A 17,750-nucleotide genomic window follows, 5' to 3' on the forward strand; every position below is an offset into this window, starting at 1 on the left:
TCATATCATTGATAGATAATCCATTAATACAAACATGAATATCAACATAAGTACGTTAGGTGAATTAAAGAAGAGTGGATATAAACCTAAGTCCGTTAAAGAAGAGATCAGACAAAACCTGATCCGCAAACTCCAGCAAAAAGAAAACGCATTCCCCGGTATCATCGGCTACGAAGACACCGTTATTCCTGATACGGAAAGAGCCCTGCTCTCCCGTCATAATATCCTGTTCCTCGGTCTCCGTGGACAGGCAAAAACACGTATGGCCCGGCAGATGGTTTCACTGCTGGACGAATACATTCCAATCGTGGAAGGTTCTGAAGTGAATGACAGCCCCTTCGAACCACTCTCCCGCCACGCACGTGATATCGTTGCCGAACTGGGTGATGCCACGCCTATCTCATGGGTACACCGCGATCAACGCTATAGCGAAAAACTCGCTACGCCCGATGTATCCGTAGCTGACCTTGTCGGTGATATCGATCCGATCAAAGCGGCTAACATGAAACTGAACTACGCTGACGAACGTGTGATCCATTTCGGTATCATCCCACGTTCTAACAGAGGTATCTTCGTGATCAACGAATTACCCGACCTGCAGGCCCGTATACAGGTATCCCTGTTCAACATCCTTCAGGAAGGTGATATTCAGATCCGTGGCTTTAAAGTACGTATGCCTCTGGATATACTCTTCGTGTTCACTGCGAATCCGGAAGACTATACCAATCGTGGTTCCATCGTGACACCACTCAAAGATCGTATAGAAAGCCAGATCATCACGCACTACCCGAAAAACATCGAAAACTCCCTGCTCATTACCGAACAGGAAGCCAATGTGCATGAACAACAGCGTCATGTACATATCAGCGATATGATCAAACGCCTTATCGAACAGGTTGCTTTCGAAGCGCGTAACAGTGAATACGTTGATAAAAAGAGTGGTGTATCTGCCCGTCTCACCATCGCCGCTTACGAAAACGCAGTGAGCGCCGGCGAACGCAGAGCCATTATCAACAAGGAAAAAGAAACTTACGTACGCATAGCGGACCTGCAGGGTATTATTCCCGCCATCACCGGTAAAATAGAACTGGTATATGAAGGCGAACAGGAAGGTCCGTTACAGGTGGCCGTAAACCTCCTCGACAAAGCCATCCGCAGTGTATTCTCCCAATACTTCCCGAACCCGGATTCCTTCAAAAAGCGTAAACAAAGCGCTGCTGCCGAGAATCCTTATAGAGCGGTTATCCAGTGGTTTGATAAAGGCAATGCCGTACAGTTATTGCAGGATGTGAATGATAAGCAATATGAGACCTCCCTCCTGAAGGTAGAAGGCCTGAAAGAGCTTATTAAGGGCAAATTCCCGCATGCCAATAACAAAGAACAGTTACTGCTCATGGAATTCGTTTTACACGGCCTCGCATCCTACTCCCTCATCAGTAAAAAGGTAGTAGAAAACGAGACCCGTTTCAGCGATCTGCTGGGTACCATGATGAACTTCGGTACCGGTACAGAAGAAGAAAACGACGAATTCTAAACCATACTTCCTCCGTTAGCAAAAACGCGGAATATTGGACGATATATACTCAGATTGCTGTTGCATCTTACAGCCGAAGTATCTATCTTTCAGTATTCCGCGTTTTGCATTTCATGCGCCGCGTTTATTGAAAACAACTATCAACTACAGTTATGAACAACTCAAGAAGACACTTTATCCGCTCTGCCTCTACCCTTATGGCAGGAGCCGGATTGGTCGGTGCGTTGCCCTCCGCTCTCCGCGCAGTTGCCCCCAGCGATAAGATTAACGTTGCCGCTATCGGTATCAACGGAATGGGCTGGTCAGACCTCACCGCTATTCTCAAAAATCCATACGCGCAATGCGTCGCCCTCTGTGATGTTGACAAAAACGTACTCGATAAACGGGCCGCAGAACTGGAAAAGAAAGGACAGCAGGTTAAAACCTACGGAGACTATCGTAAATTACTGGAAGACAAATCTATCGATGCCGTTATCATCGGTACTCCGGATCACTGGCACTGCCTGCAGATGACGGATGCCGTATCGGCCGGAAAAGACGTCTATGTAGAAAAACCTATCGGTAATTCCATCGCCGAAATTAATGCCATGCTGTATGCGCAGGAAAACACCAAACGTGTCGTACAGGTAGGTCAGTGGCAACGCAGTCAACAGCACTTTAAAGACGCGATCGCCTTTGTGCATTCGGGTAAGCTCGGTCAGGTACGCCTCGTTAAAGCATGGGCCTATATGGGCTGGATGCACTCCATTCCGAAACAACCGGATGGAAATCCACCAGCCGGTGTAGACTATGCGGCCTGGCTTGGTCCCGCACAAAAACGCCCCTTCAATCCTAACCGCTTCCATTTCAACTTCCGCTGGTATTGGGATTATGCGGGTGGATTGATGACCGACTGGGGTGTACACCTGCTGGATTATGCACTGCTGGGGATGAAAGCAGCACACCCACAGGCCGTAATGGCAGCTGGTGGTAAATTCGCCTATCCTGATGATGCTGCCGAAACACCTGACACACTGACTACTGTTTATCAGTTCGATGGTTTCAATATACAATGGGAACACGCTATCGGTATAGACGGCGGTCCTTACGGTCGTGATCATGGTATTGCCTTCATCGGCAATAACGGTACACTGGTACTGGATCGTGGCGGATGGGAAGTCATCCCTGAAAAGGATAAGATGGAAGCCGTACCGCGTCAGAAATCGGTTGACAATGGTCTGGACAAACACGCTACCAACTTCTTAGAAGTGATCAAATCACGTAAACTCGAAGACCTGAACACACCACTGTCAGCAGGCGCTCATGTAGCAACTATTGCCCAGTTAGGAAATATTGCCTACAAAACAGGCCAAAAACTACATTGGAATGGCCCTTCAGGTGGATTCACTGAAAAAGAAGCGAACAAATATCTCATACCGGAATATCATAACGGCTATAAACTGCCTAAGTCAACGATGAAATAATAAAATAAAAGGCGTCCGCTGAAAGTGGACGCCTTTTATTAGTCTCATTCAGACATATCTACCCCTCTTCTTCGTATAACTATGATTGATAATGCACATACTTCTCGGTAAAACTACCGTCGGCAAATAACTCCAGTAATCCATAACCGGGCGCCGTCTCCCTGTTATTCCCTTTCCACCACGCACCGCTTACCGCACCATCACACAGATACGTCACGTTGTTATACACGACTTTATCTTTCAGGTGTATATGCCCGCTCAGACATAACTTTACATTCGGATGCTGATAGAATAAACGGATGATATCCGCAGTATCTGTATGCATATCGCCACCCAGCATTTCCCATCTGTTCACAATATTATCCTGCACCATCAAGGTCGCTGTCAGAATAGGAATATGCGATAACACACATACCGGCGTCTGCGCATCTGTTGCCTTCAGCTCATCTGCCAGCCATTTCATCTGCGCCTCGCCCAGCTTGCCAATATACCAGGTATCGTCAACATCCAGATGTACACTGTCCAGCACAATGAACTTCCAACCACCTTTTGTAAAACTGTAATAAGGCAATTTCAGCTGCAACTGATCCAATGAATATTGTTTACCATAAACCGCCTGTCCTTTGTTATTTTCACTCCACCAGATGTCATGATTACCCAACGTATAATATACTGGCAAACTACACTCCTCCTTCATAATCGTATGCAGCAATTTCCACTGTGCATCGATAGTAGAAAGGTTCTCCTTATTCATATCAAACACGATATCACCACCATTCAGGATCATATCAACCTTCGGTTGTTGTGACTGGATATGATGCAGACATTTCCTGAAAAAATCAGGCGCGCCCGCTTTATCATACAGATGTACATCTGTAATATGTGCTACACGTAATACAGGCTTCTTCTCCGCATCAGCAGCGAAAGCCGGTAGTGATACAGCCGGGGCCAGTAGTAATCCGCCAAACCGTTTGAACAATGATCTTCTTTGCATAAAACACGCTTTAAAGTCCTGAAGGACGAAGCGCGAATTTTATATATTCCGGGCGTATTTCCTTCCCGTTCAACAGATTTAACAATATGTTCTTCATCACTCCCACTTCATCCGCAGAAAATAATCTTTTTCCAGCAGCTCTTCGCGGTTCATCGTAATTGTCACACCCCATTCCATATAATAATAAGCATCCGCCAGATCCAGCACATGATCATACATATGGTCTGTGATCAGAAAACCTTTTCCTTTCGCAACTTCTTCACGTATCAGGTCTTTGATCGTATCAATATGCAATGGCATAATATGCGTGAAAGGCTCATCCAGCATAACAAATTTCACCGGTGAACAGATCAGTACAATGGTGGTCAGCATGCGTATCTGTCCGCCGGAAAGCGACTTCACCGCTACTTTTTCTTTCCCTTCAAACTCCGGAAAACAGGCAGTTACCCGCTCCCACGCTACATCATAAGACCGTGCAAATGTACCGGCATTGAGCGGTGCAGGTACAAAAGGAAACTGTGGCAGATACCTGACCAGTCCCCGTACTTTGTAAGCAGGTCTGCTCAGTTTTTTACCATTGTATTGTACAAAACTGAATTCCGCCGGCTGCGCACCAAACAGCACCCGCATCAGACTGGATTTACCCGAGCCGTTACGGCCTACCAATATGTGAATACGGCCACTGATCATTTTCATATAGCCGCCACTGATAACTGTCTTTGTTCCATAGGAAAGCGTGACGCTATCCGTTTCGAGTATATCCATCAGCTATAAAATGAAGTGAGCGTGAGTGCAGTAAAAAGCAACAGGAAATCAACCACAAAGGCAGTCCCTGTCAGCAGGTAAGGGCCGAGACCAAGATTAAAGAAATAATATCTTTCTTTCCTCTGATGGGCAACATAAGCAGTCATTCCAAAAGCAATTGCTTTCAGACTTAAGATCGCAGGAAGTATACCAAGATGCTGTGTAGCAGTACTATGATAGACCCAGCAGGCACAAAGGATCAGCAGTATTCCGGGAACCAGGAAAAATGAACGGTAATAGAGTAACAAACCGCGTATTCTTGCCATAAATTGTACACAGGATGATTAGCCATCCTTCATTACAATTTATTAATATTTATGGCTGGTTATTACCAGCTGCACTGCCAAATAATTGTTAAAGTCAGTGCTTAAATAGCCGTACCGGCACTTTCATTTTCCTTTTCAAACATCATTGAAAGGTATACGGCATCGCTGATAGGGTTGTCGTAATACGCAGCAATAGGCTGGAAACCCAGACTGGTATACAATTCAATAGCGGGGCGCATATGTGCCAGCGTATCCAGCAGCATACGTTTGTAGCCCAGTTTCTTTCCGGCTTCGATAGCTTTGATGGCCAATGCTCTGCCTACGCCATGTCCTTTGAAAGCATCACGTACAAAGAGCCGCTTCATTTCGCAGGTAGCGTTTTCAAAGAGTCTTACACCGACACAACCCGCAGGGTGTCCATCTACAAGGGCAATAAACAACGCTCCCGCAGGCGCCACATAGTTGGGTTCAGGTAAACTGCTGAGTTCTTCCTCGAATCCCTGAAAACTAAGATCTACACTCAACCAGTTGGCATACTCGCGGAAAAGGGATTTCACCTGCTCCAGCGTTTTAAGATCGTCTTTTTTTACTTCTACAATTTCCAACATACCTCGTTTATTTTTGTTTATAGAAAACACAAAAGCCTCCTGAGCATCAGAAGGCTTTTAATTCCGGGTTCATGAGAACCCCTACTGTAAACGATATAATTAATAAATTAACTCATTGTCAGCATTCACAACATCACAAGGTCAGCCTTCTGCTCACCACCCTCTTCAGTTAGGGGGGTAACAAATATAACAAAATTTAGTTAAAAAAAACAGGGCTGAAAGAAATACTTGAGGTCCTATTTTTCATTGCTATTTATTGCCTTTAATTCCGCGACCAGCGCTGCCATTGTGTTTACGCCCCAATGTTCGTAATACTTCCCGTCACGTACCGTTACCATATCCATGACTCTGATACTTACAGACTGATGCGTAGCCGGTATCCCCAGAAAAACACCCTGATGTGTGCCGGATATTATCTTGAAAGTAGTCACCTTATCTCCTTCTGCCACCTGCTCGTAGATGGTTACTTTAAGGTCAGGAAATGCAGGGCGCAGTATATTATTAAAGGTATGTAAAATGCCCGCGGCGCCTTTATCCATACCTGCCATGGCCGTATGATTGATAAACGCAGGATCCATGATCTCTTTGAAGCTCTCCATGTTATTCTCTTCAATGATCTCCTTGTTAAAACGTCTTACCACGGCTTTGTTTTGTTCTGTTCTTGCTGTCATATACGATGATTTTATACAGCAAAATTAGAACAGCGGACGCCCCGCCTGTTAGTCCTTCCGGTCCATAGTTTATGCCTGAACGTTCAGATTTTGTTCCTGATAAGCCGATGGCGTCACACCAAATACCTGCCGGAATGCTTTCGTAAAACTGGAATGACTCTCATATCCCACCTGATCATATACGTCACCGGGTTTAGTCTGCTGATCCAGCAGCAAACGGGCAGCTACCTGCATTTTCTGTTCCAGTAACCAGCGCTGTGGAGAGGTACTATAGATCTTTGTAAACCTTCGCTTGAAGGTGGACAGGGACATACTGCACAGAAAAGCCAGTTCCTCTACCGTTACAGGTCTGGTGATATTTCCTTCCACCGCTTTCCTGATCTCAAAGTCCTGCATACTACCCGTAGCATTCGCTCTTAGTTGCAATAAGGTATCCGGCGCCGTCTGCAACAGATATAACAGCAGTTCTTCAAATTTCAGGATACAGATCTCCTGTGGCAATGGTTGCCCCAATTGCAATAAATGCCTGACCGACTCTATATAATTCCTGAGAAAAACGTCTTTTTCAAAAGTGATAAACGAGGCAGCCGGTAATTGTTTGCCGGACTGTTGCGCCTGTATCAGGCGATCATATTTCATATAGAAATCCAGCAGGGCTTCATCACTGAAATACAGGAGCACAGACTGAAAATTTCCATTGTCTGATTTGACGTTTGTCGTCAGACAACTACCGGCTGCCAGAAACAAGATCGCATTATCATTGACGGTGGTTGTTTGTCCGCCGTAAATAACCGTCTTACGTCCCTCTATCAGTAAATTAATCATGTTCCTGTGAAGGATCACGCGGTTCTTTTTTGTATTGCAGGGAGAAGTATACGGCCGGATCAGTACCCGGTCTTCCGCACGATATTGTGCAGGATTGAGATCCTGAGGAAGATTGATGACATTCATTCCTGCAAAGATCACAAAAAAGGATCAGGGAATGATGCGGCGCTGTCTGAAATCGTCAAAGATGCTGAAAAACATCTCTTTCGTGTCAATATATTCATGGAAGCCTGCCCTGCGGGCTTTACTACCATCAGCAAACATATCATAATCCCAGGAGAAAACAAAGTCAGCAAAACGCCATGATGATAACTGCTCATATGGGATAGCGGTCAGCTGATATTTCTCCTGCATCTTTTGCCATAATGCGGCCTTATCTGACATGATCACATCAAGAGACATCGGCAGCGGAGGTGCCACTTCCAGCTCAAAATAACGGGCTATTTCCGGCCACAGTTCATTCCAGCGGAATAGGTCTCCATTATTGATATTAAAGGCTTCATTAGCCGCCTTTGGCGCCTCTGCTGCCCACGTAGTTGCTTTTGCCAGCAGACCGGCATCCGTCATTTCTATCAGCTTGTCATAAGCGCCGGGCTTTCCGGGAAATCGTAATGGCAGCCCCAGCTCCTTCGAACAGCTGCATATACCGCAATTGCCAGTGCGAGATTCATGGGATTGCCCAAAGCAAATCCACCTACTACTGACGGTCGTATGGCTGACCAGCTCCATGCCTTCCCCTGCTGCTTTTGCTGCAGAAATACCTGCTGGTCTACATTAAATTCCGGAGGCATGTGACCTGCATCTGACTCCCGGGCCGGTGTTTTAAAGGGACCAAGATGTGCGCCATATACTTTGTATCCCTGCATCAGATTAATGTGTTGTAAGCCCTCCGCAATGGGCTCTACCACATTGACGAGGTTCTCTAACATCGCCATATTGGGTGGCACCAATGCTGCCCATGTAGGGGCGTCTGCATAAGCGGCATAAAAATATGGGTAACATCTGTCAGACCACCCAGCTTCAGAGCTGTATCTTCCCTATCCTGCAGATCTACCGCTATATGTCTTATATTTCCGCCGGCTTCGCCTCCTCTGCGGGAAAGTCCGATAATATCCCAACTGCCATCTGCATCCAGATGATCTGCCAGATTCCTGCCTATTACACCCTGTGCACCCGCTATCAGAGCTACTTTACGTTGTCCGTTCATATGTGTTGATTGATGCCTCAAAATTACCCGCTGCAACAGGTCCGGCATTTGTATATTGGCAGGGATTATTTGTATTTTGTGTCGTATGCAGCGGTATGTTCAACACGAATTTCTCAAAGTCTCTCATTTTACAACTACGGAATGGCAGCATCCATTGCATAACCACAACCATTTCGAACTGATCTTCATACACGAAGGGAACGGTTTTCATTGTCTGTCCGGTATCCGTCACCCCTATACGGAAAATCTATTTTCCTGCTGGCGCCGGCCGACTATCACAGCTTTGAAATTACTACACCCACCACTTTCACCTTTATCAAGTTCACCAATGTTTATATCACACAGGTAGGACATCTGCCGGAGGAACATCGCTGGAACAGACATATCGACGAACTCCTGATCTGTAGCCGCCGGCAGCAATTTCCGGTATTAAAATCGGCCACAGATGCAGATAAAACAGATGCATTGATCAGACTACTTGTGGCGGAATGGCAGGAAACAAAGAATGAAACCAGTGAAACCATCTTCTTTCTCTTGCAGACGGTCATGTCTATCCTGCGCAGGAATGTACACGAGCCATTGGAAAACGTAGTAAAACAAGATGAGAAATTAACCGCTATGCTGCACTACATTCACCAGCATATCTACGAAACGGAACTGGTGCGTCAGGAACATCTCTCCGCCTTATTCGGCCTCTCCAAAAGACACCTTGGTGCTTTCTTTCGGGAACATACCGGTGTAGCCCTACGGGATTATATTAACCGTTACAAACTCCACATCATTGAAAACAGACTGAAATACAGCTCTTTATCACTCAAGGAGATCAGTCAGGAACTGGGTTTTACCGATCTGAGTCATTTCAATAAATTCTTCAGAAGCTACCACCAGATCAATCCTTCCACTTACCGGAATAAATAAAGACCGCTTTTCTTCGGATAATGTATATATAATATTATATTTGTATACGATATGTTCGTGCCTGTGACTATTGGCATTGGCAAATGCCGGCGACTATTCTAAATCCCTATCCGTATGAAATTATTTGACCGCTTCAGGAAAAAACCTACTGTAGACGAAACAACTGTACCAGCAACCAGCGCGACCACGCCGACACCATTATCAGCAGACAGGAATTTTGTAGATGATCTTGTCAGCTACTTTAGTTCCGAAACAGCTGTAACTGCCGCCTATTTCGGCTTTGCCTACAACAACACATCAAAAGCACATATACTTGTACTGGCCATAGACCATCAGGGCGATGAGGATGCCATACAGGAGATCACCTGGATGATCAAGTCCCAGTTCATGCAGGACACCGAGATCTTTTACACATCCAGTGTAACGAATCCGGAACTGACTGATTATATCCGACAGCATAACCTTCCCTTCTATCATAAAAACATACTGCACGCCTGCAACAGAAAGTCATGAAACAATGGTTTGATGAAAAGCAGTTCCGTCAGGAGTTGATCGAAACACTGAAAGATTGTGAAGTATTTACGCTGGCGCATAAAATGGAAAATAGCAAAGATCTGATGCTCGCGACTTATGTGCGGGAGCACGGCGAATTCATTCCGCTTTTCGCCAATGCTGAAATGATTGCGAGAAGTGGTATGGTAAATATTCCTGATGACAGGGTGATGGTAAAGATGACTTTTGATCGTATCCTGAAAGGGATCAATCCGGGACAACTGTTTATACTTAATCCAGCGACACCGTTTGAGGCGGAAATGCGGGTGTAGGTCCATCAATTAATGGGATTTCTGTAATACCTTCTGTGGAACTGTCAATCGCAAAACTTAAGTAGGAAGGATATTCATATTGAGACAAATCAGCCTCAATTAAGTGTGTCGTTTCACCTTCAAGTCTTGTCCTTGGAACAATTGCTATTCGGTCCCCCTGTAATTGACAAATGAATATATGCAGGCAATAAAATAAAAGTCTGCTTTTTATGATTATTTATTGTCAACCTTAATACGTTTCCCTGTCGTTCAATATGGAGCGACAGTCCGTGTATGACAGCGTCTGAGTGCTGTCTCCATTTATAATCCCATTTTAGCTGTAGTAACTTAAATACCAGCCTGTCAACACAGGTATAAGGATTAAGCAAATGAACTAAGTTACCGCCACTATTAGAAACTGCCTGATGACGAAGCTGTAATGCATTTCCCAAGGCGGTATGTGTGAGGCTTTGCAATGATGCATATCCTATATGCTTGACATCAACGTCTTTTCCGATATAACCTTTTATTTTCAGATATCCGGTGATACAATGTATGCCATTGCAATCCTGCTCATGAACTCCCTGACCACATTCATGCGATTCTTTCTGAGTCCTGCACTGCGATTTTCTAAAGGCAGTTGTGCAGAACTCATGGTGTAATAAAATCCACGTCTCAAAAGATACGGACGAAAAGGCGATCTGTACCAGATTACCATTAACAGATTGGCCCGCCAGATCAAAAGCCTCTGCATGTTCAGGATGCTGATCTTTATCAAATACTGCCCAGGCCTCATCATAAGTCCCATCCTTCAATCCCTGTTGTGCCTCCCATACGTAACGGGTGGGCTGCGCAACGTATTCCTTAGGTATGACCGGCGCATCATCCAACGGAATACTTGCCGGTTTCATCTTACGCAATCGACCACCCGGCCTCACGTTTGTGCTGTACCGGCTTCTTCCTGTTGTGCCTTTTCTTCTCTTTTTATCTCTTCAGTTGGTTTCGGGCTTATTTTAATCCAGTAAGGTAACTTTGAATCGATTATCAAATTTCTCAAACCATCAAAATAGCCGGGCTCAGTTTCCGTACCCTCACAAACAATTAATAAAGTTTTTCTAATCGGCTGAGACATCCTCAAATATGTTTTCTATCGATTTAATATTGGGTAATGCGCCGAACTTACCTGCGAGATACCATTTTTCAAATGGTGTATCCTCCCGCAATCCCTCAAAGTCTTGCAACGAATAAAATCAGTCACACCAGTATCTGATTTCTCTGCAAACCAGATCTGATCTTTTCTTAACAGATCTTTATCCAGCAAAGAGACATCATGTGTTGTGAAAATAAGTTGCGCACCTTTCTATTGATTTTATCCGATTGAAATATCATAACAATCAGTTTCGTAATAAAGGGATGTAAGCTGTGTCTAATTCATCAACAATAAGAACTCCACCTTGATCAATAGCCTGTATAATACGCCCGCTAAGAATATAGAGCAATTGTGAGCCTCTGGATTCATCATTGAAAGGTAAGGGAACATTACCTGCTAACTTGTTCTCCGCGTCATAAATATTATGCAAAAAATAAATTCTGTATGAATCAATCTTCTTACGTCTCTTCTCTTCTCCTCATCAAAGACCTTTTCAGGTTCATATTTGATCAGATCTAATCCACTAATTTTGGTATCTGCGGCCTGAAGTATAGCAGCAACTTTATTTCTGATGACCTCATTACCAAAAATCTCATGGCTGACGCTCTGACGAAGTAATGCCTGTTGGTTAGCATTAACTGCATTGATAATGATGTATTTTACAAAATAGAGAAATACCGATGAAAGTAACTCATCGGGTTCGTCATCTCCAAATTTCGATAATACCAACTGATTAGCAAAAACCGAAATCTCTTTTTTGTTCATACTGTCACCCAGTATTCCGGTGTGTATCATGTTATCACCTTCTCTACGCTGACGCTTGAAAAGCAGTGTTCTTCTGGAATTCGGGTAAAAGTATAAGTCCTCGGTTAACACTTCCTTTCCTTTCACTTCAAAGCTATATATATACTTATAGTTATGAGGACCAATAAAAGTCAGCTCAAAATAAGCCGGTTCATGGGCAACCTTTTCATCAAAACGAAATGGATCATAAAGTTCAATAGGCTCGTCAACTTTAGGTTTAGCGATAATAAAATAAATCATTGTTGATAGCGCCCGAACCAGATTTGTTTTACCTGAGGCATTCGCCCCATATATAGCTGATGTTTTCAGATATCTGACGTTCTGTGTATTACCTAGCTCGAAATCAAAAATATTACCCTTTAGCTTTGAAGACTCCGCCTCCATGCTAAAGGTAACCTCTTCTTTATACGATCTGTAATTACGAATCTTAAACTGTAAAAGCATAAACAGTTATTTTGTTGAATTTCTACAAAAAAAACGAATAAATCGCTAAATAAGCGTTTTTATTCCTTTTTTCTGCCCTTTTCTGACAAACCACACCTAAAAGCTCACGCATCACAATTCAAAATACTATCTTGCAGCTGCTATCGGGCGCTTTTACCCCGTAAAAGGCCTAAAATAGTAGCAACGACACATGACAGAACAACTGGAGGAGCAACTCGAATCACTTTCTCCCAACGATATTTCACGCTTCAGCCTTGCGGCTGCAGAGACATTATGGCTGACCTTTAAAAAGATCTACGAAAAAGAATTTAGTGGCGATATCGCACAGACTGACATTATCTTTGACAAGGCATGGTTACTGGTGGCCGGTCAGCTGAAAGATACTACTGCTGAGCAACTGGAGACAATGGCACAGGATCAGATTCCGAATCTCGACAACCACATGGAGATCTTCGAATCAGCGTGGCGTCTACACTGGCCTCTTCCGCACAAAATGCTGCCACCGCTGTATGGATGGCTGTCACCGGACTTGCAGAAGATCCTTTTGACACCTCTTTCGAAGTATTGGATATCATCCGTAATACCCTTGATATCCTGATCAGCACTCAATTAAACGAAGAGAAGGGAAATGACTATATCGCCGAAGAAGAAGAAATCGAATCACACGCCCTATTTCAGGATGAACTGCAAAGACAGATAGAAGCTGTGAGAGCCCTGAAGAGCGGAAAGATCGCTACATTCAGACAAGAATTTGTGCAGTTGATGCAGTTAAATGAATTAGGCATTGACAATTAAAATCAGGAATTAAAGATTATAAGAAAAGCGTCCTGCCAATAGCGGACGCTTTTCTATTTCCGGTAACAGATTCACTACTGTAATTCCTGATTCCTCCTGCAAATTATGCAGGGAACACTGTCGGTAAAAATCCGAACATTCCTTCTACGATCTGTCTCATTGTTTCATTCATCTCTTCGATCTTTCCGGTATTTGCACCACCACCTACAACACTTGTTACAGGCCGTTGACCCTTTGGTAATTCTACCAGTTTCAACATCACATCCGCCACTTCTTTCGGATCCGGACTTTCAGGTGTTGGTTCAAAGAATCTGAATAGTGCGCGCTGGAAATCAAGTACGTCTTTACCATATTGACCACTTACACCTGCATTTTTAGCGGCAATACCTTTGGTAACGATATCCGTGGACTGATACGCACCCGGCTGAATACTTACCACGTCAATACCGGATGATTTCAGCTCGAAGTGATAGCCCATGGTAACAGCGTCCAATGCTGCCTTAGTGCCATTATAGGTACTCAGGATGGGAATGTACTGACGGCTCTGTACACTGGTTACGTTAATGATCAGGCCTTCTTTTTGCTTGTGCATGTATGGCAATACTGCTTTCATCGTACGTTCCGGTCCGATGGTATTTACCTGATACAGCATCTCTGTCTGTTCGATGGACAGGGATTCTCCTAATCCCATGAAGGAAATACCCGCATTATTGATCAGTACATCTATCCTGCCACCCGATTGCTGCACAATCTCCGCGATGGCGTTGTTAACGGAAGTGGTGCTGGCTACATCCAGTTCTACCACTACTACCTTAGCCTGTTGTGTCTTTGCCCAGTCTGTTAATTCCTTTGCAACAGCAGCATTGACGCCGTTGACATTACGCATGGTAGCGTATACAGTATGGCCCTTCAGGGCAAGTGTCTTCACGGCAGTCAGGCCGAAACCGCTGCTGCTTCCTGTCAGAATAATCTGCTTCATTGTTTGTTTGCTATTTAAGGTGAGTGTCCTTTTTATTATAAGCCTACCTACATACAGGTAGGTAGTATAGTCTTAAAAAAATCCTCTTACGAGGATTGTACTGATTTTTTAAGTGAATGGAGTGCCATATCGAAGTATTTCTTTCCCCGGCTTCGCCCCACCAAAAGGGCGCCAGGCAATGTTGCCATCCAGTGATTCGTCATTTCTTCAATAGATATTGTGAAGTGAAAATCCCCTGATTCCAGTCCTTCTTTCAGCGCACCGGCCAGCCATGAAGCGACTATCTCCGAATATTGCTGAATAGCCAGCTGCATACGCTCCGTGATTTCATTAAAAGAGGCGCTGAACGTACTGATCACACAGAGCTTTATACCGTTTTTAAAATACTCCTCATAAGCACAGATGAGGGCATCCAGTTTGTCCATCGGCGGGGCTTTCTTCATCCGTTGGATAAACTGCATAAAGTCCTGCCGGTCCTTCTCTATCACCGCCATTCCAAGGTCTTCTTTGGATGGATAATAGTGATGAATGGAGGCGTTCTTAATATTCAGTTCCAGCGCGATCTGCTTGTAATTAAAGGAATGGTAGCCAATCCTTTGCATATGCCCCCGCCCCAGTTCCACGATCCGTTCTTTTGTATTCAGCACTGTGCTCATGGTGGTATCATCTCAGTTTGATAATGCAAACATACCTACTTGCATGTAGGTAGCCAAATTTTTCTTTGGAAATTATTTCAATAGATTTGCCGCCCTATGGAACTACTGACTCCCCACTTTGGCCTTTTCTTCGCAACCCTGCTTTTTTATTTCATTATCGCCGGCGTAATCATTTATTGCGTGCGTATAGGTAAACTGACCTTTCCGGCGGCTGTTGCAGCCTTGCTGATTGGGGTATCGGTAGCAGTTGGCGATGGCCTTAAAGGAGTCTGTATACTCTTTACCTTCTTTGCACTCGGTGTATGGGCAACGTCTCACAGGAAAGATCTGAAAGCGAAAATAGCTGCCGAAGGCAGTCATCCACAGGGAAGAACCGCCGGACAAGTATTCGCCAACGGTGGTGTTGCAGCTATCATGGCATTACTGAGCCTGTTTGCTCCCGGCCCGGACAACTTATATCAATTGATGCTGGCAGCAAGTCTCGCGTCTGCCCTTGCCGATACTCTGTCCTCCGAACTGGGCATGGTATATGGCCGGAACTTCTTCAATATTCTCAGCTTTAAAAAAGAACCCAAAGGACTCGATGGCGTTATCAGTCTGGAGGGTACGGTTATAGGCGCGGCCGGTGCCGCTATAATCTCTCTTATCTATGGTGGTTTTAGTCAGCTGAGTCTGATCGTACTGATAGCCGGTGTACTGGGTAATCTTGCCGACTCTCTACTCGGTGCAGCGTTCGAGCGCAAACACCTGATCGGTAACAACACCGTGAATTTTCTGAACACACTCTTTGCGGCATTAGTGGCGGCACTGCTATATTTCTGTATGATCCACGCAGGATAAGCGACTGACATTGGTAGAAGCTGCTGGTTTTTGTCCGCGATTTTCTTTATATTCATTACCGGCAAGTCACCTTACATCAAACAGTTTATCATCATGTCCCGCGTTATTGAAAACAGAGACCTTGTGTTTGACAAATTTCCTACGATACGAACACCGCATCTGGAACTCGTTCAGATCACGGAGGCGCATGCGGAAGATCTATACAAACTATTCGGGGATAGTAATGTCACCCGCTTTTATAACCTTGCACCACTGGAAAGTCCCGTTGACTCTCATCGCCTGATTGATCATTTCCGGAAACGTTTCGAATCCAAAGCTGCCATCCGCTGGGGCATCCGGCTGAATGACCGCAAGGATATCATCGGTACCGTTGGCTTTAATAACTTTACGCCAAAACACCGCGCTAATATCGGCTATGACCTGCAATACGCTTATTGGAACAGAGGCATCTGCACAGAAGCCCTGCACGCCATCATCAGCTTTGGCTTCCATGCGCTTAATATCAACCGCATCGAATCAGAGGTCATGGAGGGAAATGCATCTTCCATTCATCTGATGCATAAAATTGGCTTTAAACATGAAGGCACCTTACGTGACTGGATGTACTGGAATAACAGGCATTATGATATGCTGATGTTTTCCCTGCTGCGTTCCGATCCGCATAAATGATCCGTTGCACTGCGATGGTCTGTCATCGTCAGGAGATTTGCCTTCCCTATACATGAAACCTTCTTCCCGGGCAATAGCGCTATGCCCACCGTAAAAATCATTGCCCTCTGCTATCAATCTGCGTTGATCTCAGCATTCCCGCCAACTGCTTCTTTCCCTGCTATGCACGCAAACTATTGCGCCGGAAATATAAAAGATTGATTTTCAACGAAAATTTTACAATCATAAACGGTACTGTGGAGTTATTATGCGTCCTCATTTTTATTACGGCTTCATCTCGTTTGCATCTTTCTGATTATTCATAGATGAGCCGTAGATAAGCCGTATATAACCCGTAGATAAGCCCTTCTTATAGATACGGATTATATACGGCTTATCTACGGATATCTACAAACTCCCAATGGTTTATGTTGCTTTTTTTAGTATATTCATGATAGTAGATTCCGTCAGGATAACCACAACCTGTTAACCTTTTTTAGTATTCCTGTTAACCTATTTTATCATTTGTTAATTCCGTTTTAATGGCCAAATTCGACAACAAAACCTTTGAGATCACCGGAACCTTCGGAAAGATCTCAGTCTACAAAATGCGGGGCATAGAAAGGCCCATCGTACGCACAAGAGGTGGCGCTTCACGCGAAAAGATTAATAAATCGCCCAATTTTGCGCTTACCCGTATGAACAACCGGGAATTCGGAGGTGCTTCGTCCGCTGCTTCCGTAATACGTCTCGCGTTACTACACGTCAGACACCTGAGTGACTATAATTTTTCACCCCGGCTAAGCGGCATGTGCAGAAAAATCATGAGCCTGGACGACTCCAATCCGCTTGGATACAGGATGGTGATGTTATCAACGCACAGACATTTGCTGGATGGATTCTCTTTGAATAAGACTACGCTATTTGACAGCGTAATCCGCCATCCGCTGGCATGTAACATCGATCGTGAGGACAATAGCGTTACTGTTAACATCCCGCCCCTTTCTCCGGGGTTCAATCTTTTCCTGCCATGGAACTTTTCTCTTTACAGAATTGTCGTTGGCTTTGGAGCAGTGGCGGATGGTATAGGATATACGGGTGTATCCACTAACATGGGAAAAGATCCGATCTACGCCCCGGCGGCCTACTCACCGTGGCTGATAAACACGCAGCCACAGGAAAATTTTACTTTAACAACACGGGCAAGCAGGGCTGAAAAGCTACCGCCATCCACCACCCTGATAGTCTCTGTCGGCATAGAAATCGGCGTTCCCGGTATGGGTGGCGAAATAGTGCCCGCCAAACGCCTCGGATGCGCTAAAATCCTGATGACCGGCTGAT

25 protein-coding genes are annotated in these 17,750 nt (G+C 44.8%); 10 read left to right on the forward strand and 15 right to left on the reverse strand.

Going from position 1 to position 17,750, the window contains the following annotated elements:
- Positions 1-34 precede the first annotated feature (34 nt).
- Together FEF09_RS16425 and FEF09_RS16430 are read left to right on the forward strand one after the other, a co-directional pair.
- Positions 35-1,534, forward strand: coding sequence for a sigma 54-interacting transcriptional regulator (locus tag FEF09_RS16425; RefSeq protein ID WP_146306133.1), 1,500 nt, complete (start codon positions 35-37; stop codon positions 1,532-1,534).
- A gap of 152 nt (positions 1,535-1,686) precedes the next feature.
- Positions 1,687-2,997 (forward strand): Gfo/Idh/MocA family protein, encoded by a 1,311-nt coding sequence (locus FEF09_RS16430; protein ID WP_146306134.1) that lies wholly within the window; start codon positions 1,687-1,689, stop codon positions 2,995-2,997.
- A gap of 79 nt (positions 2,998-3,076) precedes the next feature.
- Here the strand turns inward: FEF09_RS16430 and FEF09_RS16435 are convergent, their stop codons facing one another.
- The 10 genes from FEF09_RS16435 to FEF09_RS31500 form a co-directional block, all read right to left on the reverse strand.
- Positions 3,077-3,991 (reverse strand): metallophosphoesterase family protein, encoded by a 915-nt coding sequence (locus tag FEF09_RS16435; RefSeq protein ID WP_146306135.1) that lies wholly within the window; start codon positions 3,989-3,991, stop codon positions 3,077-3,079.
- A gap of 96 nt (positions 3,992-4,087) precedes the next feature.
- The gene (locus FEF09_RS16440) at positions 4,088-4,756 is read right to left on the reverse strand and encodes an ATP-binding cassette domain-containing protein (RefSeq protein WP_146306136.1); all 669 of its coding nucleotides are present in this window, start codon (positions 4,754-4,756) and stop codon (positions 4,088-4,090) included.
- Positions 4,756-5,061 carry a hypothetical protein gene (locus FEF09_RS16445; RefSeq protein WP_146306137.1) on the reverse strand — a complete coding sequence of 102 codons (306 nt, stop codon included), beginning with the start codon at positions 5,059-5,061 and terminating at the stop codon, positions 4,756-4,758. Before FEF09_RS16445 ends, FEF09_RS16440 begins: the two co-directional genes overlap by 1 nt.
- Positions 5,062-5,162: 101 nt before the next feature.
- Complete coding sequence (locus FEF09_RS16450; RefSeq protein ID WP_146306138.1) at positions 5,163-5,669, reverse strand: GNAT family N-acetyltransferase; 507 nt, start codon at positions 5,667-5,669, stop codon at positions 5,163-5,165.
- Positions 5,670-5,905: 236 nt separating this feature from the next.
- On the reverse strand, positions 5,906-6,340 hold the full coding sequence (locus tag FEF09_RS16455; RefSeq protein WP_146306139.1) for an ester cyclase: 435 nt from the start codon (positions 6,338-6,340) through the stop codon (positions 5,906-5,908).
- A 69-nt stretch (positions 6,341-6,409) separates the two neighbouring features.
- Complete coding sequence (locus FEF09_RS16460; RefSeq protein ID WP_146306140.1) at positions 6,410-7,291, reverse strand: helix-turn-helix domain-containing protein; 882 nt, start codon at positions 7,289-7,291, stop codon at positions 6,410-6,412.
- Between the two features lie 24 nt (positions 7,292-7,315).
- Positions 7,316-7,732: a hypothetical protein gene (locus tag FEF09_RS31485; RefSeq protein WP_222596996.1), complete on the reverse strand. Its 417-nt coding sequence runs from the start codon at positions 7,730-7,732 to the stop codon at positions 7,316-7,318.
- Between the two features lie 5 nt (positions 7,733-7,737).
- Positions 7,738-8,100: a hypothetical protein gene (locus tag FEF09_RS31490; protein WP_409994864.1), complete on the reverse strand. Its 363-nt coding sequence runs from the start codon at positions 8,098-8,100 to the stop codon at positions 7,738-7,740.
- Entirely contained in the window at positions 8,088-8,372 is a 285-nt protein-coding gene (locus FEF09_RS31495) for an NAD-dependent epimerase/dehydratase family protein (protein ID WP_222596998.1), read from the reverse strand. Before FEF09_RS31495 ends, FEF09_RS31490 begins: the two co-directional genes overlap by 13 nt.
- Positions 8,356-8,583 (reverse strand): hypothetical protein, encoded by a 228-nt coding sequence (locus FEF09_RS31500; RefSeq protein WP_222596999.1) that lies wholly within the window; start codon positions 8,581-8,583, stop codon positions 8,356-8,358. Before FEF09_RS31500 ends, FEF09_RS31495 begins: the two co-directional genes overlap by 17 nt.
- Here FEF09_RS31500 and FEF09_RS16470 point away from each other — a divergent pair.
- The 3 genes from FEF09_RS16470 (at position 8,583) to FEF09_RS16480 (ending at position 10,114) form a co-directional block, all read left to right on the forward strand.
- Positions 8,583-9,290, forward strand: a complete 708-nt coding sequence (locus tag FEF09_RS16470; protein WP_222597000.1) for an AraC family transcriptional regulator — start codon at positions 8,583-8,585, stop codon at positions 9,288-9,290. The genes FEF09_RS31500 and FEF09_RS16470 overlap by 1 nt on opposite strands.
- Before the next feature lie 114 nt (positions 9,291-9,404).
- Positions 9,405-9,803, forward strand: coding sequence for an enhanced serine sensitivity protein SseB C-terminal domain-containing protein (locus FEF09_RS16475; RefSeq protein WP_146306141.1), 399 nt, complete (start codon positions 9,405-9,407; stop codon positions 9,801-9,803).
- Positions 9,800-10,114, forward strand: coding sequence for an SseB family protein (locus FEF09_RS16480; RefSeq protein WP_146306142.1), 315 nt, complete (start codon positions 9,800-9,802; stop codon positions 10,112-10,114). Before FEF09_RS16475 ends, FEF09_RS16480 begins: the two co-directional genes overlap by 4 nt.
- Before the next feature lie 119 nt (positions 10,115-10,233).
- Here the strand turns inward: FEF09_RS16480 and FEF09_RS16485 are convergent, their stop codons facing one another.
- From FEF09_RS16485 to FEF09_RS16495, 3 genes are all read right to left on the reverse strand, one after another.
- The gene (locus tag FEF09_RS16485; RefSeq protein ID WP_222597001.1) at positions 10,234-10,983 is read right to left on the reverse strand and encodes an RloB family protein; all 750 of its coding nucleotides are present in this window, start codon (positions 10,981-10,983) and stop codon (positions 10,234-10,236) included.
- Between the two features lie 44 nt (positions 10,984-11,027).
- Positions 11,028-11,225, reverse strand: coding sequence for an RloB domain-containing protein (locus tag FEF09_RS16490; protein ID WP_146306144.1), 198 nt, complete (start codon positions 11,223-11,225; stop codon positions 11,028-11,030).
- 414 nt (positions 11,226-11,639) lie between these two features.
- Positions 11,640-12,491: an AAA family ATPase gene (locus FEF09_RS16495; RefSeq protein WP_146306145.1), complete on the reverse strand. Its 852-nt coding sequence runs from the start codon at positions 12,489-12,491 to the stop codon at positions 11,640-11,642.
- A 190-nt stretch (positions 12,492-12,681) separates the two neighbouring features.
- Between FEF09_RS16495 and FEF09_RS16500 the strand changes: the two genes are divergently transcribed.
- Complete coding sequence (locus FEF09_RS16500) at positions 12,682-13,089, forward strand: DUF416 family protein (RefSeq protein WP_146306146.1); 408 nt, start codon at positions 12,682-12,684, stop codon at positions 13,087-13,089.
- Complete coding sequence (locus FEF09_RS16505) at positions 13,056-13,286, forward strand: hypothetical protein (RefSeq protein WP_409994860.1); 231 nt, start codon at positions 13,056-13,058, stop codon at positions 13,284-13,286. Before FEF09_RS16500 ends, FEF09_RS16505 begins: the two co-directional genes overlap by 34 nt.
- A 103-nt stretch (positions 13,287-13,389) precedes the next feature.
- Here FEF09_RS16505 and FEF09_RS16510 read toward each other — a convergent pair whose 3' ends face one another.
- A complete protein-coding gene (locus FEF09_RS16510) occupies positions 13,390-14,265 on the reverse strand; it encodes an SDR family NAD(P)-dependent oxidoreductase (RefSeq protein ID WP_146306148.1) in 876 nt (291 codons plus the stop codon).
- Positions 14,266-14,351: 86 nt separating this feature from the next.
- Positions 14,352-14,921, reverse strand: coding sequence for a TetR/AcrR family transcriptional regulator (locus tag FEF09_RS16515; RefSeq protein WP_146306149.1), 570 nt, complete (start codon positions 14,919-14,921; stop codon positions 14,352-14,354).
- A gap of 96 nt (positions 14,922-15,017) precedes the next feature.
- On the opposite strand from FEF09_RS16515, the gene FEF09_RS16520 reads away from it, so the two are divergent.
- From FEF09_RS16520 to FEF09_RS16530, 3 genes are all read left to right on the forward strand, one after another.
- Positions 15,018-15,761: a DUF92 domain-containing protein gene (locus FEF09_RS16520; protein WP_146306150.1), complete on the forward strand. Its 744-nt coding sequence runs from the start codon at positions 15,018-15,020 to the stop codon at positions 15,759-15,761.
- A gap of 93 nt (positions 15,762-15,854) precedes the next feature.
- Positions 15,855-16,430: a GNAT family N-acetyltransferase gene (locus FEF09_RS16525; protein WP_261387538.1), complete on the forward strand. Its 576-nt coding sequence runs from the start codon at positions 15,855-15,857 to the stop codon at positions 16,428-16,430.
- Between the two features lie 521 nt (positions 16,431-16,951).
- Entirely contained in the window at positions 16,952-17,749 is a 798-nt protein-coding gene (locus FEF09_RS16530) for a hypothetical protein (RefSeq protein ID WP_146306151.1), read from the forward strand.
- Position 17,750 lies beyond the last annotated feature (1 nt).

Origin of the sequence: Chitinophaga pinensis (assembly GCF_007896845.1) — a bacterium.
Classification (GTDB): Bacteria; Bacteroidota; Bacteroidia; order Chitinophagales; family Chitinophagaceae; genus Chitinophaga; species Chitinophaga pinensis_C.

Excerpts from the sequence above, each read along its gene's own strand:
- FEF09_RS16455 (WP_146306139.1), bottom strand. The coding sequence starts at position 6,340 with ATGACAGCAAGAACAGAACAAAACAAAGCCGTGGTAAGACGTTTTAAC.
- FEF09_RS16530 (WP_146306151.1), top strand. The coding sequence starts at position 16,952 with ATGGCCAAATTCGACAACAAAACCTTTGAGATCACCGGAACCTTCGGA.
- FEF09_RS16525 (WP_261387538.1), top strand. The coding sequence starts at position 15,855 with ATGTCCCGCGTTATTGAAAACAGAGACCTTGTGTTTGACAAATTTCCT.
- FEF09_RS16475 (WP_146306141.1), top strand. The coding sequence starts at position 9,405 with ATGAAATTATTTGACCGCTTCAGGAAAAAACCTACTGTAGACGAAACA.
- FEF09_RS16510 (WP_146306148.1), bottom strand. The coding sequence starts at position 14,265 with ATGAAGCAGATTATTCTGACAGGAAGCAGCAGCGGTTTCGGCCTGACT.
- FEF09_RS16480 (WP_146306142.1), top strand. The coding sequence starts at position 9,800 with ATGAAACAATGGTTTGATGAAAAGCAGTTCCGTCAGGAGTTGATCGAA.
- FEF09_RS16515 (WP_146306149.1), bottom strand. The coding sequence starts at position 14,921 with ATGAGCACAGTGCTGAATACAAAAGAACGGATCGTGGAACTGGGGCGG.
- FEF09_RS16440 (WP_146306136.1), bottom strand. The coding sequence starts at position 4,756 with ATGGATATACTCGAAACGGATAGCGTCACGCTTTCCTATGGAACAAAG.
- FEF09_RS16460 (WP_146306140.1), bottom strand. The coding sequence starts at position 7,291 with ATGAATGTCATCAATCTTCCTCAGGATCTCAATCCTGCACAATATCGT.
- FEF09_RS16445 (WP_146306137.1), bottom strand. The coding sequence starts at position 5,061 with ATGGCAAGAATACGCGGTTTGTTACTCTATTACCGTTCATTTTTCCTG.
- FEF09_RS16490 (WP_146306144.1), bottom strand. The coding sequence starts at position 11,225 with ATGTCTCAGCCGATTAGAAAAACTTTATTAATTGTTTGTGAGGGTACG.
- FEF09_RS16450 (WP_146306138.1), bottom strand. The coding sequence starts at position 5,669 with ATGTTGGAAATTGTAGAAGTAAAAAAAGACGATCTTAAAACGCTGGAG.
- FEF09_RS16425 (WP_146306133.1), top strand. The coding sequence starts at position 35 with ATGAATATCAACATAAGTACGTTAGGTGAATTAAAGAAGAGTGGATAT.
- FEF09_RS31485 (WP_222596996.1), bottom strand. The coding sequence starts at position 7,732 with ATGACGGATGCCGGTCTGCTGGCAAAAGCAACTACGTGGGCAGCAGAG.
- FEF09_RS16520 (WP_146306150.1), top strand. The coding sequence starts at position 15,018 with ATGGAACTACTGACTCCCCACTTTGGCCTTTTCTTCGCAACCCTGCTT.
- FEF09_RS16500 (WP_146306146.1), top strand. The coding sequence starts at position 12,682 with ATGACAGAACAACTGGAGGAGCAACTCGAATCACTTTCTCCCAACGAT.
- FEF09_RS16435 (WP_146306135.1), bottom strand. The coding sequence starts at position 3,991 with ATGCAAAGAAGATCATTGTTCAAACGGTTTGGCGGATTACTACTGGCC.
- FEF09_RS31490 (WP_409994864.1), bottom strand. The coding sequence starts at position 8,100 with ATGGCGATGTTAGAGAACCTCGTCAATGTGGTAGAGCCCATTGCGGAG.
- FEF09_RS31500 (WP_222596999.1), bottom strand. The coding sequence starts at position 8,583 with ATGAAAACCGTTCCCTTCGTGTATGAAGATCAGTTCGAAATGGTTGTG.
- FEF09_RS16430 (WP_146306134.1), top strand. The coding sequence starts at position 1,687 with ATGAACAACTCAAGAAGACACTTTATCCGCTCTGCCTCTACCCTTATG.
- FEF09_RS16495 (WP_146306145.1), bottom strand. The coding sequence starts at position 12,491 with ATGCTTTTACAGTTTAAGATTCGTAATTACAGATCGTATAAAGAAGAG.
- FEF09_RS31495 (WP_222596998.1), bottom strand. The coding sequence starts at position 8,372 with ATGAACGGACAACGTAAAGTAGCTCTGATAGCGGGTGCACAGGGTGTA.